The following is a 14,167-nucleotide window of genomic DNA, read 5'->3' as shown; positions in this document are numbered from 1 at the left end:
ATGAGCCTCCCTGTTCTAACCTGATTATTTGATAAAAGCATTCGGATCGATAATAAGCGCTACCTGTCCGTCTCCAAGAATCGTGGCTCCGGAAATTCCCTGCACCTCAGGCAGATACTTGCCGAGGTTCTTGATTACGATTTCGTTCTGGCCAATGAAGTCCTGCACAGCCAGGGCAACCAGCCGTTCTCCTTTGCGGACAACCACGATCTCTGTCTCCTCTTCCGTGCTTTCATCATAGTCCGGAACGGAGAAGATCTTGCTCAGGGAGACCAGCGGAATATGGCTGCCCCGGAACTCCAGCATCCGGTTGCCGTGAATGGTGCGGATCTGGGCTTGCTTCACAATTCCTGTCTCTACGATGGAAGAGAGCGGAATGGCATATTTCTCAGAACCAAGCCGGACCAGCATCGCTGCAATGATTGACAGGGTCAGCGGAAGCTGAACAGAGAAATTCGTACCTTTGCCAGGTGTTGAATAGATGGTGACGTTACCGCCCAGCGAAGAGATTTTGGCTTTGACCACATCCAGACCTACGCCACGGCCTGATACGTCGGAGATTACCTCAGCTGTACTGAAGCCCGGCGCGAAGAGCAGCTGGTATGCTTCATCATCAGACATTGTATTAGCCTGCTCCTGGGTAATCGCACCCTTTTTGACGGCAGAGGCCAGTACATTCTTCGGATAGATACCTTTGCCATCCTCTTCAATCTCAATGAAGACATGATTGCCGCTATGGAAGGCCCGCAGCTGCACAGTGCCTGTCTCCGGCTTCCCGGCAGCAACCCGGTCCGCGATGGATTCAATCCCGTGGTCTACTGCATTGCGCAGCAGATGCACCAGCGGATCGCCAATCTCATCAATCACCGTACGGTCAAGCTCCGTATCGGCTCCGGTGATGATTAAATCCACCTTCTTGTCCAGCGATTTCGCCAGATCACGGATCATCCGCGGGAACCGGTTAAATACGGTATCCACCGGAACCATGCGGAGCTTCATGACTATATTTTGCAAATCTCCGCTCACCCGGCCCATATGCTCGACCGTTTCGGTAAGATCGCCGTTCTGCACCTCTGAGGCCAGCTGCTCCAGCCGGACACGGTCAATCAGCAGCTCGCTAAACAGATTCATCAGCACATCCAGCCGCTCAATATCAACACGGATGGTCCGGGAAGGCGACGGTGCTCCTCCAGCCCGGGCCGGGGCAGCTTTGCCGTTCTCTTCCTTGGGATGCAGAGAAGCCGCAGGGGAAGCATTACCCGCAGCTGCCGGAGCAGCCTCCTGCACCGGAGCAGGGGCAGGCGCTTCGGCTGTAGCTGCTGCAGTGTCTTGTCCCATCTGGCGAAGTGACTCCTGATCAAGCGCCACAGCGGTGACCGCTTCAATCTCCGACAGATTCAGAATCATCTTCTGAATTTCACTTGCATCCTTTTGGGTTATGTAGTAGAGGGAGAATCCGTAATCGAATTTCTCCTGCTCTATGTCCTGAACCGAAGGGAAGGATTTCACGACTTCTCCTGAACGCTCCAGAAGGTCGAAGACCATGTAGGCACGTACGGCTTTGAGCTGACAGTCCTTCCGGATCGCCACATCTACATAGAGCACCTGATGGCCTTCCTGAAGGGATTGCTCCAGCACAGAGTACTGGAATTCATCCAGGAACACCTGGGCCGCGCTGGCATTGCCGGATGCAGCAGCAGTGACTTCAGCAGAGGCATTGCCGGCAGAGGGAACCTCTCCGCGTACGATGGCCTGCAGTGATGAGACAATGGCTGTTACATCGGCCTTGCCCGCTCCACCGCCGGTAATATCCTCCACCATGGATTCCAGAGCGTCAATACTTTTGAACAGGGTATCAAAAATGAAGTCTTGCATCCGCAGTTTGTTATTGCGCACCAGATCGAGCACATTCTCCATTTGGTGCGTAAGCGAAGCCAAATCTTCAAAACCCATTGTAGCCGCCATACCTTTCAAGGTATGGGCGGAGCGGAAAATCACCTGAACAATACTCAGATCCTCCGGATTCGCTTCCAGCCCCATCATGCTCTCGTTCAAAGACTGCAGATGATCATTTGACTCATCAATAAACATGGATAAGTATTGGTTCATGTCCATGAGCGGGTACCTCCCCTTCGAGTTCGCTATTCCATTATTTAACGGCTTGTACCAGCCTTGGAGCAATTTCTTGCAAAGGCAGGATGTGTCTTACACACTTTAACTCTACTGCAGACCTCGGCATTCCGTAAACCACACAGGTTTCTTCACTCTCTGCAAAGGTAGATGTCACCCCCGAATCATAGAGTGCTTTCATCATCCGGGCTCCGTCGCTGCCCATCCCCGTCATAATGACGGCATGACGTTCCAGCGAGGTAAGCTGCAATACCGATTCAAACAGTGTATCTACAGAAGGACGATGTCCATTGCGGACCTCTTCCTTAGTAAGCTCTATCATGTATTGGCCGCCAGGCGCAGGTACCACTGTGAGGTGATAGCCGCCGGGGGCAATATACGCCGCACCCTGCCGGAGAACCATACCCTGTTCCGCTTCAGCGACTTCCAGTGCGCTAAAGGTATTCAGGCGCTGGGCCAGCGATTTGGTGAAGTTAGGCGGCATATGCTGGACAATGACAATCGGTGCCGGGAAGTCGCCGGGGATGTTCTCCAGGAACGCCTTCAGCGCTCTCGGACCTCCGGTTGAGCAGCCTACAGCTACCAGCTTGCGCACGCCCCTGCTTCCGCTTGCCTGGCCTCCTGCTGCAGGAGGTTCCGCGAATGAGCCGGCAGCCATTTCAGCAGCCGCCCGTTGTCCAGCCCATCCGGCACCCTGCGCCTCCTGGGGACGGCCTTTGAGCCTGTCGGGAGCCGGTTTGGGCGCTGCCGGCGCAGGCTTGACCACCCGCTTCGCAGTGGGCGGCTCAGTGCGGGCTTCCGGCTTGCGTTTGTCAGCCGGCGGTTCAAGCGGTGCCCTGACCCTCGGCTTCTCCGTGCCCTGAAGCGGCGCTTTATCCGCTTCCTTCTTGGACGGCTCCAGCTTCCGTCTCACCGGCTCCACAACAGCCCGTGGAGCAGACGATTCAGCAGCGGGAGGAGGAGGCTCAGGCAACTTGACGGAGGAGGCGCGGGCTTCGCGCCGCTCGCGCGCCATCATCGCCTCCTTCATCTGCTCCCGGAGGGATTCTCCGACAGCGATGATATCCTGGGAGTTTGAAATGGACGGCTTTCGGATGAAATCGAAAGCCCCCCACTCCAAGGCCAGAATCGTCTCCTTCATCCCCTCTTCATTGATGCCGGACAGCATAATTACCGGGAGCGGATGCTGGGCCATGATACTTTTGAGCGCCTCCAGGCCATTCATCTCAGGCATCTCCACATCCATGGTTACGAGATCCGGACGAAGCTCGTTAACCTTCTCAATCGCCTCGCGTCCGTTGGCAGCTGTCGCTGTGACTTGAAAGTCGGCATCATTCTCTATTAAATCGGAAATGATCTTGCGCATGAATGCAGAATCATCAACAACCAGAACTTTATATGGCCTCATAGCTTTTCCACCTCTGTCCCTTAAATTCAGAACAATTATCTGTTTCGTTTCAACCACTTGCTGATGAATCCCTTGATGCCTTGTACTTTAGCGGTTTCTACTGAATCCGCAGCCAGATAGCTCTGCGCAAGCCTCTGCACATCCCTGGCTGCAATACTGTTCGGAAAAGCCACTGAGAATGGAATTTGTTTCTTAACAGCCTGTACTACATGCGGATCACTGCTGATGTAACCGAGGAAGGGAAGCTCAAGCTGCAGGAAGCGGCTGGCTGCCATCCGGATTTTGTCACTGGTGGCCCGCGCCTCCCGTTCATCCCCTGCCTGATTGACAATCAGCCTGAATGAGACCTCCGGATGCGTATTATGAACAACCTTCATCAGTGCATACGCATCTGTAATTGCGGTAGGCTCTGGCGTGGTCACCACCAGGCAGTCGTCGGCAGAAGTGATGAATTTCATCGTTTCCTTGGACAGCCCCGCCCCTGTGTCAAACAGGATAAAATCCATGGTATCGGCAATGCTTGCAATCTGTGTGGTAAAGTAGTTCAGATCCGCCTCAGAGAGTGTGAACAGCTCGTCCATCCCGGAGCCCCCTGCAATGAAGGGTAAGGCTTGCGGTCCGAGTTGAATAATCTGTCCGATCTCCGCCTCCCGCTTGAGCAGGTGGTACAGATTGTATCTGGAGGAGACTCCCATCAGGACATCAATATTGGCCATGCCGATATCGGCATCGAACAGAAGCACTCTCCGTCCCATGGCCTTCAGCGCAAGCGCGAAGTTAAGGGTGAAATTCGACTTCCCGACTCCCCCCTTCCCGCTGCATACCGTGATGATCCGGGCGGAGGCACCGCTTCCGGGAGCCTGCCTTGTATCCTGGCTGGAAACCAGCCGTCTTAATGCCTGCGCCTGGTCCATCACCCGCCCCCTGTTCCCAGCAGCATGCCGCCAATCTGCTCCCCGGTGGCCATCAGAAGATCATCCGGAACATTTTGTCCGTTGGTAATATAAGAGAGCTTCAGCGGATAATCATTCAAGACATTGAACAGCGGGCCAAAGCTGCCCGTTTCATCCAGCTTCGTGAATACTACCTTGTCCAGCTGATATCTGCCGAAGTGCTCTGCAATCTTTTTCATATCACGGCTCTTCGAGGTCAGGCTCAGCACCAGCAGTGTCTCGCTCTTAAGCTCCTTGGCGAGCAGACTCTGCAGTTCAGCCACCAGGATTTCATTGCGGTAATTCCGTCCGGCAGTATCCATTAACACCAGATCACAGCTCTCCAGCCGGAACATCGCCCGCTGCAGATCGCCCGGTGATTGCACAACCTCCAGCGGCATGTTGAGAATGGAGGCGTAGGTTCTAAGCTGTTCAACGGCCGATATCCGGTAAGTATCCGAGGTAATCAGCCCAACCTTGCGGCCTTGCTTGAACAATTGCTCCGCTGCCAGCTTGGCGATCGTTGTTGTCTTGCCGACCCCAGTCGGCCCCGCAATATAAACAATCCGCGTATCCGGGGCAATACCGCCGGCAATGCGTCCCGCCAGAAAGCCGTCAATCTGCTCTCTGAGCACAGCCTCAAATTGCTCCGGCCCCCAGCTGCTTCCTTCCTCACGGTAACGCTCCAGAACATATCCGATCCATTCCTCTACGAGAACAGCGTCAGTCTCCTGGTCAATCAGGCGGCTGCGTAAGGATTCCAGCGCATCCGGCAGCTCGGCAGCCCCTGAGGAATAACGTGCGATACGTTCCATCCATTGCTTCATATCCCGGATTTCCCGCAGGACATCACTCTCAGTGGCAGCGGCACTCTCAGGTTCAGGCTGTTCTGCCGCAAGCGGATCATAGATGGCTGCAAGCTTCCTCCGGCTCTCCTCCGGCTGTGTTACAGACGGCTGGCCTGCTGTAATATCCTCAGTGCGGATATCCGGCGGCTCAGTCTTGGCTAAAGGCGGCATCACCGCTACACCTCCGCCCTGCTCCAGCGGATCAGCCAGCGCTGCGGCAATCTCGGCAAACGACTTGGCTGCTGCCGCCTCCCTTACCGTCACAGGCGGCGGGAGAGGAGGGGCAGCTGCTGAAGCAGCCTTCTGATAGGCCTCCGGCACTGCATTTCGCGGTATGTTCAGCGGCGGTGCAGGAATCTTCTCCTGCGCAGCCGCCTTTGCACCGTTCTCCACTGCAGCTACAACCTCGATCTTCTTTTTCGTGAACATGCCCATGAATCCGCCAACCTTTATTTCTTTGGTGCTTAAAATAACGGCATCGCTTCCAAGCTCGCTGCGGATCGAATGCATGGCGTCAGGCATCGTATCGACCACATAACGCTTCACTCTCATAAGTTCACCACCCCGACGCTTTGAATTTCAATGTTTGGCTCCAGCTCGCTGTAGGACAGCACAGGGATATCCTGCATGGTCCGCTCAATCACCTGGCGCAGATACATGCGAATCGTTGGAGAGGTCAGTACAATCGGCTGCTGGCCGGATTGCAGAAGACGGTTGATCTGCTCCGTAAGCCGCTGATAGACGGTTTGGGTAGATACCGGATCAAGCGCCAAGTAGCTGCCCTGCTCGGTCTGCTGCACGCTCTCGGAAATCTTTTTCTCCAGCCCGGGACCTACTGTAATAACACGCAGGGTCTCCCCCGTCTGAGAGAACTGCTGGGTAATCTGTCTGGAGAGGGATTGCCGCACATATTCAGTCAGAATATCCGGGTCCTTGGTATACGTGCCGTAATCGGCAAGCGTCTCGAAGATGGTGACGAGGTCGCGGATCGATATTTTCTCCCGCAGCAGCTTGCCCAGTACCTTCTGAACATCCCCGACAGCAAGAATGGAGGGAATCAGTTCATCCACCAGCACAGGGTAATTCTCCCTCAGATTGTCGACCAGCTGCTTCGTCTCCTGACGGCCCAGCAATTCGTGTCCATGCCGTTTGATCAGCTCGGTCAGATGCGTGGCTACTACGGAAGGCGGATCTACCACGGTATAACCGGATAACTCAGCCCGCTCCTTCACCGACTCATCGATCCATAGGGCAGGCAGCCCGAAGGATGGTTCAATAGTCTCAATCCCGCTAATCGACTCGTCATCATAACCGGGGCTCATGGCGAGATAGTGATTAAGTAATAATTCACCGCCGCCAACGTTATTTCCTTTAATTTTGATGACATATTCATTCGGTTTTAGTTGAATATTGTCGCGAATGCGAATAACAGGTACAACAAGACCCATCTCCAGTGCACATTGCCGTCGAATCATGATGATACGGTCAAGCAGATCGCCGCCCTGCCCCGTATCCGCCAAAGGAATCAGACCATAACCAAATTCGAATTCGATCGGGTCCACCGTAAGCAGATTGATAACACTTTCGGGACTTCGTACCTCTTCGATCTGCTTCTCCTCGACCAGTTGTTCATCGGCAATCTGCTGCCTGCTGGCCTTCTGTCCCATACTGTAAGCCGCATATGCCATCAGCCCCGCCAAAGGAAGCGTGGACATGACGGTAATCGGGGTAAAGAACCCCAAAAACGCAATGGTCGCAGCCACTATGTATAGAAGCTTCGGATAGGACAGCAATTGTCCCGTCAGATCCTCGGCCAGATTGCCCTCCGAAGCCGCACGGGTAACGATCAGACCCGAAGCCGTGGAGATCAGCAAGGCCGGAATCTGGCTGACCAGACCGTCACCGATGGTCAGCACAGAGTAGGTTGAGAGTGCTGTCTGGAACGACATCCCGTGAACGGTCATACCGATGATGAAGCCGCCGATCAGGTTGATAATGAGGATGATGATACTGGCAATGGCGTCCCCTTTGACGAACTTACTCGCACCATCCATGGCTCCGAAGAAATCCGCTTCGCGTTCGACATTACGGCGGCGTTCCCGTGCCTGCTGCTCATTGATCATCCCTGCATTCAAATCCGCATCAATACTCATCTGCTTACCGGGCATTGCATCCAGTGTGAAGCGGGCGCCTACCTCGGCCACACGCTCCGAACCCTTGGTGATAACAATGAACTGAACCACAACCAGGATCAGGAAGACAATGAACCCGATAGCGATCTGTCCCCTGGCAATCCAGCTTCCGAAGGTCGCTACGACCTCCCCGGCATGGCCATCAGCCAGAATCAGCTTGGTGGTTGACAGGTTCAGCGCTAAGCGGAACAGCGTTGTGATCAGGAGCAGTGAAGGAAATATTGAGAACTGCAGCGGATCTCTGGTATTCATAGCGACCAATATAATGGTCAGGGCTATCGAGATATTGATAATTAACAGTACATCCAAAAGCCAGACAGGGATGGGCAGAATCATCATAAGCACGATACCGATAATGCCCAGTAGAACTGTTAGATCTTTAGCTTTCAATGTCCTTAACCTCCCCCGGCTTATCTCCTCTTGCCTTTAAGCTTATATACATAGGCCAGCACTTCGGCAACTGCCTGGAACAGATCGGCCGGCACTACATCACCGATCTCCGCTCTCTGGAACAATGCCCGTGCCAGCGGCTTATTCTCCATCGTTACAACACCATGCTCCTTGGCCAGTTCCCTGATGCGGAGTGCCACATAATCCTGGCCCTTGGCTATAATCTGAGGAGCCTCCATTGTGGAACCGTCATACTTCAAGGCAACTGCAAAGTGGGTCGGGTTCGTGATGATTACATCGGCCTTGGGGACCTCCTGCATCATCCGTTGCATCGCCATTCTGCGCTGACGTTCCCTGATCTTGCCTTTGATGATGGGGTCGCCCTCCATCTTTTTGTACTCATCCTTAATGTCCTGCTTAGACATTTTCAGACTCTTTTCATGCTCGTATTTCTGATAGATATAGTCCAGTACAGCCATTATAAAAAGAGCCGCTGCAATCTTGATGCCCAGGCTCATGGTCAGCTTCGCAACGAAGGCATATGCCCCTTCCGCATCGACATGCGAGAGGCGTGCAAAGCTCTCCTTCTCTCCCCAAAGCGTACTGTAAACCAGATAGGCAATCAGGATGAGCTTGAAGATAGATTTGAGGAACTCTACTACGGAACGCATGGAAAAAATATTTTTGAAGCCTTTGATGGGGTTGATCTTGCTGAACTTCGGCGTAATTCCTTCGCCTGAAGCCATGAAGCCTACCTGGGCGAAGTTAGCCACGAGCGCCAGCAGGAAGGTGATGCCCAGCAGCGGAGCGAGCAGAATGAGGATCTGCAGCCCGTACTGGTTAAAGAGCGTAGAGATATTCTCCGGTGTTACCTCAAGCATCATCCGGTTCTGGAATACATCTGTGTAGAGCTTGATAAACCGTTCTTTCATGAAGCCGCCGAAGACGCTCAGTGACAGCAGCGCCGAGAAGAGGACCACTGCACCTGACATTTCAGCACTTTTTGCAACCTGCCCCTTCTTGCGGGCATCCTGCCGTTTCTTCGGAGTAGCTTTCTCTGTCTTATCTCCCCCAAAGAGCTGTAGATCCAGTTTGTATCTTGCCTGTTTTGCCAAGACAATCTCTCCTTACCGTAGCCTAAGGACTCTTCCCAATGAGGCCAAGCAGATTGTGCATGGACTCGAACATAATCTCGAAGAGATTCTGGAACAGCGCAGCCATCCCCGGCATCAGTATAAGAAGCAGCGCCAGACCGATAATGATTTTGAGCGGAACACCGATGACAAACACATTATATTGCGGAGCCGTTCTCGCCAGGAAGGCCAGGCCTACATCCGTCAGGAACAGTGCAGCGACCAGCGGTGCCGACATTTGAAAGGCCAGCATAAAGGATTGAGCAAAGGTGCGGATCAGAAACTCAGATAAGCTTCCGCCAATCATTTTGAGGAACAGATCATTATCTATCGGCACCCATTTATAGCTATATACGATAGCATCCAGCAGGTAGTGGTGGCCATTCATGCTCAGGAACAGCAGCAGTGCAATCATATACTTGAAGTTACCGATAATCGGCGCCGAAGCCCCGGTCATCGGGTCAATGACGTTCGCAATCCCGAACCCGATCTGAATATCGATAAAAGAGCCCGCAGTCTGAATCGTCATAAACATCAGGTAGGCGATAAACCCAAGCAGCAGCCCGATTAAAGCCTCCCTGATAATCAGGAGGATAAACCCCAGATCCTGCGGAACTGTAATATTCATGCTGCCTGAGCTGAAGATGACCATCGATACAAAAAAAGACAAACCAATTTTGAACGTTGTCGGCACGCTCTGCGACGAAAAGACAGGAACGACAACAAAAAAGGCGGTAATTCGACAAAAAATCAACAAAAAGACAGGAAAACTTTGCATTAGGGTCTCTATATTCATAGACTCAACCGATATACATATAGAGACTGCCCAGAATTTGGCTGGTGAAGTCCACCAGCTTCGTTATAATCCACGGACCGAACAGCAGTAGAGCAAGCAGTACGGCAACGATTTTGGGAACAAACGCCAGGGTCTGCTCCTGAATCTGGGTTGTGGCTTGAAAAATACTGACGATCAGTCCTACCACCAGACCAAGAATCAGCATGGGGGCGCTGGTCTCCAGCACTAAATATACGGCTTGGCCGGCCAGGCCGATAATAAACTCCGCATTCATCCCATGTACCTCCTCTTACAAGTCAGGTGTTAAAACTCAGCAGCAGTGATTTGACTACTAGGTACCAGCCGTCCACCAGCACAAAGAGCATAATTTTGAAAGGCAAAGATATCATTACCGGCGGCAGCATCATCATCCCCATGGCCATCAGGGTGCTGGACACCACAATATCAATAATAAGAAAAGGAATAAAAATCATAAAGCCCATGGTAAATGCCTTTTTCATCTCGCCGATTGCAAAAGCAGGTACCATTACTGTTAAAGGAATATCATTATAGCTGGCTGGCTTCACTGTAGCGTTATTGCCGGTATAGTTCATGAACAGCAGCAGGTCCTTCGTATTCGTTTGCTTGAACATAAACTCCTTAATCGGCTCCTGCGCTTTGTTCAGTGCTTCGCTCTGGGTCAGAGTGCCCTTCATATAGGGCTGTAAGGCCGTCTCGTTCACCGTTGCCAGCGTGGGCGACATAATGAACAGGGTTAAGAATAAAGCCAGTCCTACAAGCACCTGGTTCGGAGGCATCTGCTGTGTACCCAGTGAGGTTCTCACGAACCCCAGTACGATTACAATCCGCGTGAAGCTGGTCATCAGCACCAGGAATGAAGGAGCAATGCTAAGCACCGTTACCAGCAGCAGGATGGAGATGGAGCTCGTCCCCCCGCTTGAAGCATCGTTGTCCCCTACCGAGATATTGATATTAGGAATCGGGTCAGCATGAACCGGATGCAGGAGCAGCACGCTGAAAATACCCAGCAATAGAAAAGAAAGAATCAGCTTTTTTTTCATAAATCCTCCGACTCTTTCCTGAGATCCTCATCCCTGCGCAGTTCCTCCAGCTTCTCCTTGCGCTCTGGCGCCAGGGCAAGCTTGGATTGCAGCGTCTCATAGAAAGACGAAGTCTCATGAATCTCGATTTCCTGGGACGGCACCTCACCGCGCAGCTTGGCCTTGATTTTGGCGATAAGCGGTGCAATGAAGTTGTCCGTTCCTGAGGCCTGGTCTTCAAAAGAGGATATAATCAGCGCCACCTCTGCCGGATCGGTGATCTTATCCATCATGGTGATGTCCTCGCCCACTCCGATCAGATAGAGGCTGCCGCCTAGCTCAATGACCTGAACCGACTTATTCGGACCCAGCCCCAGCGCACCCAGCGTACGGATGGAACGGCCGCTCATCAGAGTCTGATTGCGGCGTCCCAGAAAACGGATCAGCAGCACGATAAGAATAACAATGACTGCCAGAACAAAAACAACCTTCAATAAATTCAGCAGGGCATTACTACTGTCTCCGAGCGTTCCGGAAGCAAATAACATACCTCGTTCCTATATACCCAGCGTTTTGTTGATGGCTTCAATGACACGGTCTGCCTGGAAAGGCTTCACAATAAAGTCCTTGGCACCGGCCTGGATTGCATCAATAACCATAGCCTGCTGACCCATGGCTGAACACATAATGACTTTGGCATTGGCATCTACTTTTTTGATTTCTTTAAGGGCGGCGATTCCGTCCATTTCAGGCATGGTGATATCCATCGTGATCAGATCCGGACGCAGTTCCTTAAATTTCTCTATAGCCTGTGAACCGTCCTGGGCCTCACCCACTACCTCAAATCCGTTCTTCGACAAAATGTCCCGGATCATCATTCTCATAAATGCTGCATCGTCCACGATTAGAATTCGGTTAGCCATTTTTACAAAATCCTCCCTAAGTATGCTTATTGTAATTTTTGTATACGGTCCCACTGGCTGACGATATCCGTAACGCGGACACCGAAGTTCTCGTCGATAACTACGACTTCCCCCTTGGCAATGAGCTTGTTGTTAACCAGAATGTCAACAGGCTCACCTGCCAGCTTGTCCAGTTCAATAATTGAACCTTGCGACATTTCCAGAATATCTTTGATCTGCTTCTGGGTCCTTCCTAATTCTACGGTTACCTTCAGTGGTATGTCCATCAATAAATTTAAATTATTTTCGTCAATATTGCCAAAAGCCCCTGCACTCAGATTTGCAAATTGTACAGGCTGCACATTTACATTACGGCCCTGTGCCGGATTCTGCGGCTGAGGCTGCGGATAGGGCGTGCCCTGCGGCGGCATTCCGTAAGGCGGCATGCCCTGCATGCCATACGCCGGCATCCCTGCGGGAGGATAATAATATCCCCCTTCCGGCATTCCCGGATAAGGCGGCATGCCCTGACCCTGCGGCGGATATTGCGGCGGGTACCCTCCCGCCTCCGGCGCAGGCATCTGCTGCTGGGCTGTAGGCGGTGCCTGCGGTGGTTCCGGTGCAGGCGCTGGTGCGGCTGCCTGAGGCGGAGGCGGCGTTGCTTCCGCAGAGGAGACGGCCGCTTCCTGGTCAGCCTGGCTGACATCGCCCAGCAGCATGGTCACCATATCCTTGGCGAATTGTACAGGCAGCAGTTGCATGATGGTGGAATCAATCAGATCGCCGATCTTGAGGCGGAAGGAAATCTGGATGAGAGTCTCATCATCCGGCAGGCTGCCTACACCTTCTCCGCTTGACATGTTAAGAATGTCAATGCCTGGTGGTGAAATGTTGACGAATCTGTTGAAGATCGTTGACATTGAGGTAGCGGACGAGCCCATCATCTGGTTCATCGCTTCCTGCACTGCACTGATATGAATCTCGTTCAGTTCCTCGTCTTTAGGATCTCCTTCGCCGCCGAGCATCAAATCGGCAATGACCTGTGCATCCCTGATCTTGATAACCAGAGAATTAATGCCCTGGAAACCGTCAACATACTGTACGTGAACAGCTACATGAGGTTTGGGAAAGGCTTCCTCGAACTCTCCGCGTGTAATAATGGATACCTTAGGGGTAGTAATGTCTACCTTCTTACCCAGCAGGGTAGAGAGTGCCGTTGCCGCACTTCCGAAGGTGATATTGCCGATCTCTCCCAGTGCATCCTGTTCAAAAGGTGTTAAGTAATCATCCACGGTCTTCGGTGAAGGAGCCAAATTGCCTTCCGCAGACTGTCTAAGAAGAGCATCTATCTCTTCCTGGGACAAATAATCTTTACTCGTCAAACTCTTCAACCCCTTCGCTGACAATCTCGTCTATTTGCACAGCCACACGTTCTTTGATCATCCCCGGACTTCCAATGAATTTCAGCTTGTCCCCCACCTTAATCGACAGACCGGAATCCACCGTCTTGTTAAGAGAAATCACGTCGCCGATGCTGAGCCCGAGAAATTCAGCAATGGATAAATTCGATTCGCCCAGCTCAGCCACGATTGGAAGCTGCGCCCGGTGAACTCTTGCCCGGATGGCTTCGAGCTCCACCTCATCCCGCACCTTTTTCTCGGAGACAAACCACTGGTGCACGGAGAGCCTTGACATAATCGGCTCCAGCACAACGTGCGGGATACAGAGGTTGATCATCCCCGTCGTGTCTCCTATTTTGGTACTGAGGGAGATCAGAGCAATCGTTTCATTGGGCGATACAATTTGCATAAACTGCGGATTCGTTTCCAGCGCCTCCATCCGGGGATGGATATCAAGCACTGTCTTCCAGGCTTCCTGCAGACTTTCAAAGCATCTGCTGAAAATCCTCTCCATAATGGTCGTTTCGATTTCAGTCAACGCATTGATTTTGGAAGGTGCCGTTCCGAAGCCGCCAAGCAGACGGTCCAGCATGGCAAAAGCAATATTCGGATGCACCTCCATCACCATTCGGCCCTCCAGCGGCTCGGCCTCAAAAATATTCAATATCGTCATTTTGGGAATGGAGCGGATAAACTCGTCATAAGGGAGCTGCTCTACTTGAACGACATTGATCTGCACGAAGGTGCGCAATTGGGCCGAAAAGTACGTTGTAAGATAGCGGGCAAAGTTATCATGAATCCGGGTTAAGCTGCGGATATGATCTTTGGAGAAGCGTACGGCCCGTTTGAAATCATAGGAGCGGATCTTTTTAGTGGTTTCTTCTTTTTTAAGTTCGTCGGCATCCATTTCACCGGATGAAAGTGCGGCAAGCAGAGCATCAATTTCGTTTTGTGATAGTACATCAACCAATTTCAATCACCCCCCCATCAAAGAAT

At 52.3% G+C, this 14,167-nt stretch carries 13 protein-coding genes; all 13 read right to left on the bottom strand.

Annotated elements, in window-relative coordinates; all coding sequences use genetic code 11:
* Positions 1-24: 24 nt before the first annotated feature.
* The 13 genes from NSU18_RS00910 to fliM are packed head-to-tail and all read right to left on the bottom strand — an operon-like array spanning position 25 to position 14,141.
* A complete protein-coding gene (locus NSU18_RS00910) occupies positions 25-2,115 on the bottom strand; it encodes a chemotaxis protein CheA (RefSeq protein WP_341022663.1) in 2,091 nt (696 codons plus the stop codon).
* A gap of 34 nt (positions 2,116-2,149) precedes the next feature.
* Positions 2,150-3,538, bottom strand: a complete 1,389-nt coding sequence (locus tag NSU18_RS00905; protein WP_341022664.1) for a protein-glutamate methylesterase/protein-glutamine glutaminase — start codon at positions 3,536-3,538, stop codon at positions 2,150-2,152.
* Between the two features lie 35 nt (positions 3,539-3,573).
* Entirely contained in the window at positions 3,574-4,455 is an 882-nt protein-coding gene (locus tag NSU18_RS00900) for a MinD/ParA family protein (protein ID WP_341022667.1), read from the bottom strand.
* Complete coding sequence (gene flhF, locus NSU18_RS00895; protein ID WP_341022668.1) at positions 4,452-5,870, bottom strand: flagellar biosynthesis protein FlhF; 1,419 nt, start codon at positions 5,868-5,870, stop codon at positions 4,452-4,454. The genes NSU18_RS00900 and flhF overlap by 4 nt, the downstream gene beginning before the upstream one ends.
* A complete protein-coding gene (flhA, locus tag NSU18_RS00890; protein ID WP_341022670.1) occupies positions 5,867-7,900 on the bottom strand; it encodes a flagellar biosynthesis protein FlhA in 2,034 nt (677 codons plus the stop codon). The genes flhF and flhA overlap by 4 nt, the downstream gene beginning before the upstream one ends.
* A gap of 20 nt (positions 7,901-7,920) precedes the next feature.
* Complete coding sequence (flhB, locus tag NSU18_RS00885; RefSeq protein ID WP_341022672.1) at positions 7,921-9,015, bottom strand: flagellar biosynthesis protein FlhB; 1,095 nt, start codon at positions 9,013-9,015, stop codon at positions 7,921-7,923.
* 22 nt (positions 9,016-9,037) lie between these two features.
* Entirely contained in the window at positions 9,038-9,829 is a 792-nt protein-coding gene (fliR, locus tag NSU18_RS00880; RefSeq protein WP_341022675.1) for a flagellar biosynthetic protein FliR, read from the bottom strand.
* Between the two features lie 4 nt (positions 9,830-9,833).
* The gene (gene fliQ, locus NSU18_RS00875; RefSeq protein WP_036692523.1) at positions 9,834-10,103 is read right to left on the bottom strand and encodes a flagellar biosynthesis protein FliQ; all 270 of its coding nucleotides are present in this window, start codon (positions 10,101-10,103) and stop codon (positions 9,834-9,836) included.
* 22 nt (positions 10,104-10,125) lie between these two features.
* On the bottom strand, positions 10,126-10,890 hold the full coding sequence (gene fliP, locus NSU18_RS00870) for a flagellar type III secretion system pore protein FliP (RefSeq protein ID WP_341022677.1): 765 nt from the start codon (positions 10,888-10,890) through the stop codon (positions 10,126-10,128).
* On the bottom strand, positions 10,887-11,417 hold the full coding sequence (locus NSU18_RS00865) for a flagellar biosynthetic protein FliO (protein ID WP_341022679.1): 531 nt from the start codon (positions 11,415-11,417) through the stop codon (positions 10,887-10,889). The genes fliP and NSU18_RS00865 overlap by 4 nt, the downstream gene beginning before the upstream one ends.
* A gap of 9 nt (positions 11,418-11,426) precedes the next feature.
* Positions 11,427-11,792 (bottom strand): response regulator, encoded by a 366-nt coding sequence (locus NSU18_RS00860; RefSeq protein ID WP_036692515.1) that lies wholly within the window; start codon positions 11,790-11,792, stop codon positions 11,427-11,429.
* A gap of 26 nt (positions 11,793-11,818) precedes the next feature.
* A complete protein-coding gene (gene fliY / locus NSU18_RS00855; RefSeq protein ID WP_341022680.1) occupies positions 11,819-13,153 on the bottom strand; it encodes a flagellar motor switch phosphatase FliY in 1,335 nt (444 codons plus the stop codon).
* The gene (gene fliM, locus NSU18_RS00850; RefSeq protein WP_036692509.1) at positions 13,143-14,141 is read right to left on the bottom strand and encodes a flagellar motor switch protein FliM; all 999 of its coding nucleotides are present in this window, start codon (positions 14,139-14,141) and stop codon (positions 13,143-13,145) included. The genes fliY and fliM overlap by 11 nt, the downstream gene beginning before the upstream one ends.
* Positions 14,142-14,167: the final 26 nt, after the last annotated feature.

This window comes from Paenibacillus sp. FSL H8-0048 (assembly GCF_038002825.1).
Classification (GTDB): Bacteria; Bacillota; Bacilli; order Paenibacillales; family Paenibacillaceae; genus Paenibacillus_AQ.
This window is presented reverse-complemented; position numbering and strand designations above follow the sequence as displayed.

Bases quoted from the DNA above. Each gene is read 5' to 3' on its own strand.
- NSU18_RS00910 (WP_341022663.1), bottom strand. From the start codon at position 2,115: ATGGACATGAACCAATACTTATCCATGTTTATTGATGAGTCAAATGAT.
- flhF (WP_341022668.1), bottom strand. From the start codon at position 5,870: ATGAGAGTGAAGCGTTATGTGGTCGATACGATGCCTGACGCCATGCAT.
- NSU18_RS00860 (WP_036692515.1), bottom strand. From the start codon at position 11,792: ATGGCTAACCGAATTCTAATCGTGGACGATGCAGCATTTATGAGAATG.
- fliR (WP_341022675.1), bottom strand. From the start codon at position 9,829: ATGAATATAGAGACCCTAATGCAAAGTTTTCCTGTCTTTTTGTTGATT.
- NSU18_RS00905 (WP_341022664.1), bottom strand. From the start codon at position 3,538: ATGAGGCCATATAAAGTTCTGGTTGTTGATGATTCTGCATTCATGCGC.
- fliP (WP_341022677.1), bottom strand. From the start codon at position 10,890: ATGAAAAAAAAGCTGATTCTTTCTTTTCTATTGCTGGGTATTTTCAGC.
- fliQ (WP_036692523.1), bottom strand. From the start codon at position 10,103: ATGAATGCGGAGTTTATTATCGGCCTGGCCGGCCAAGCCGTATATTTA.
- NSU18_RS00865 (WP_341022679.1), bottom strand. From the start codon at position 11,417: ATGTTATTTGCTTCCGGAACGCTCGGAGACAGTAGTAATGCCCTGCTG.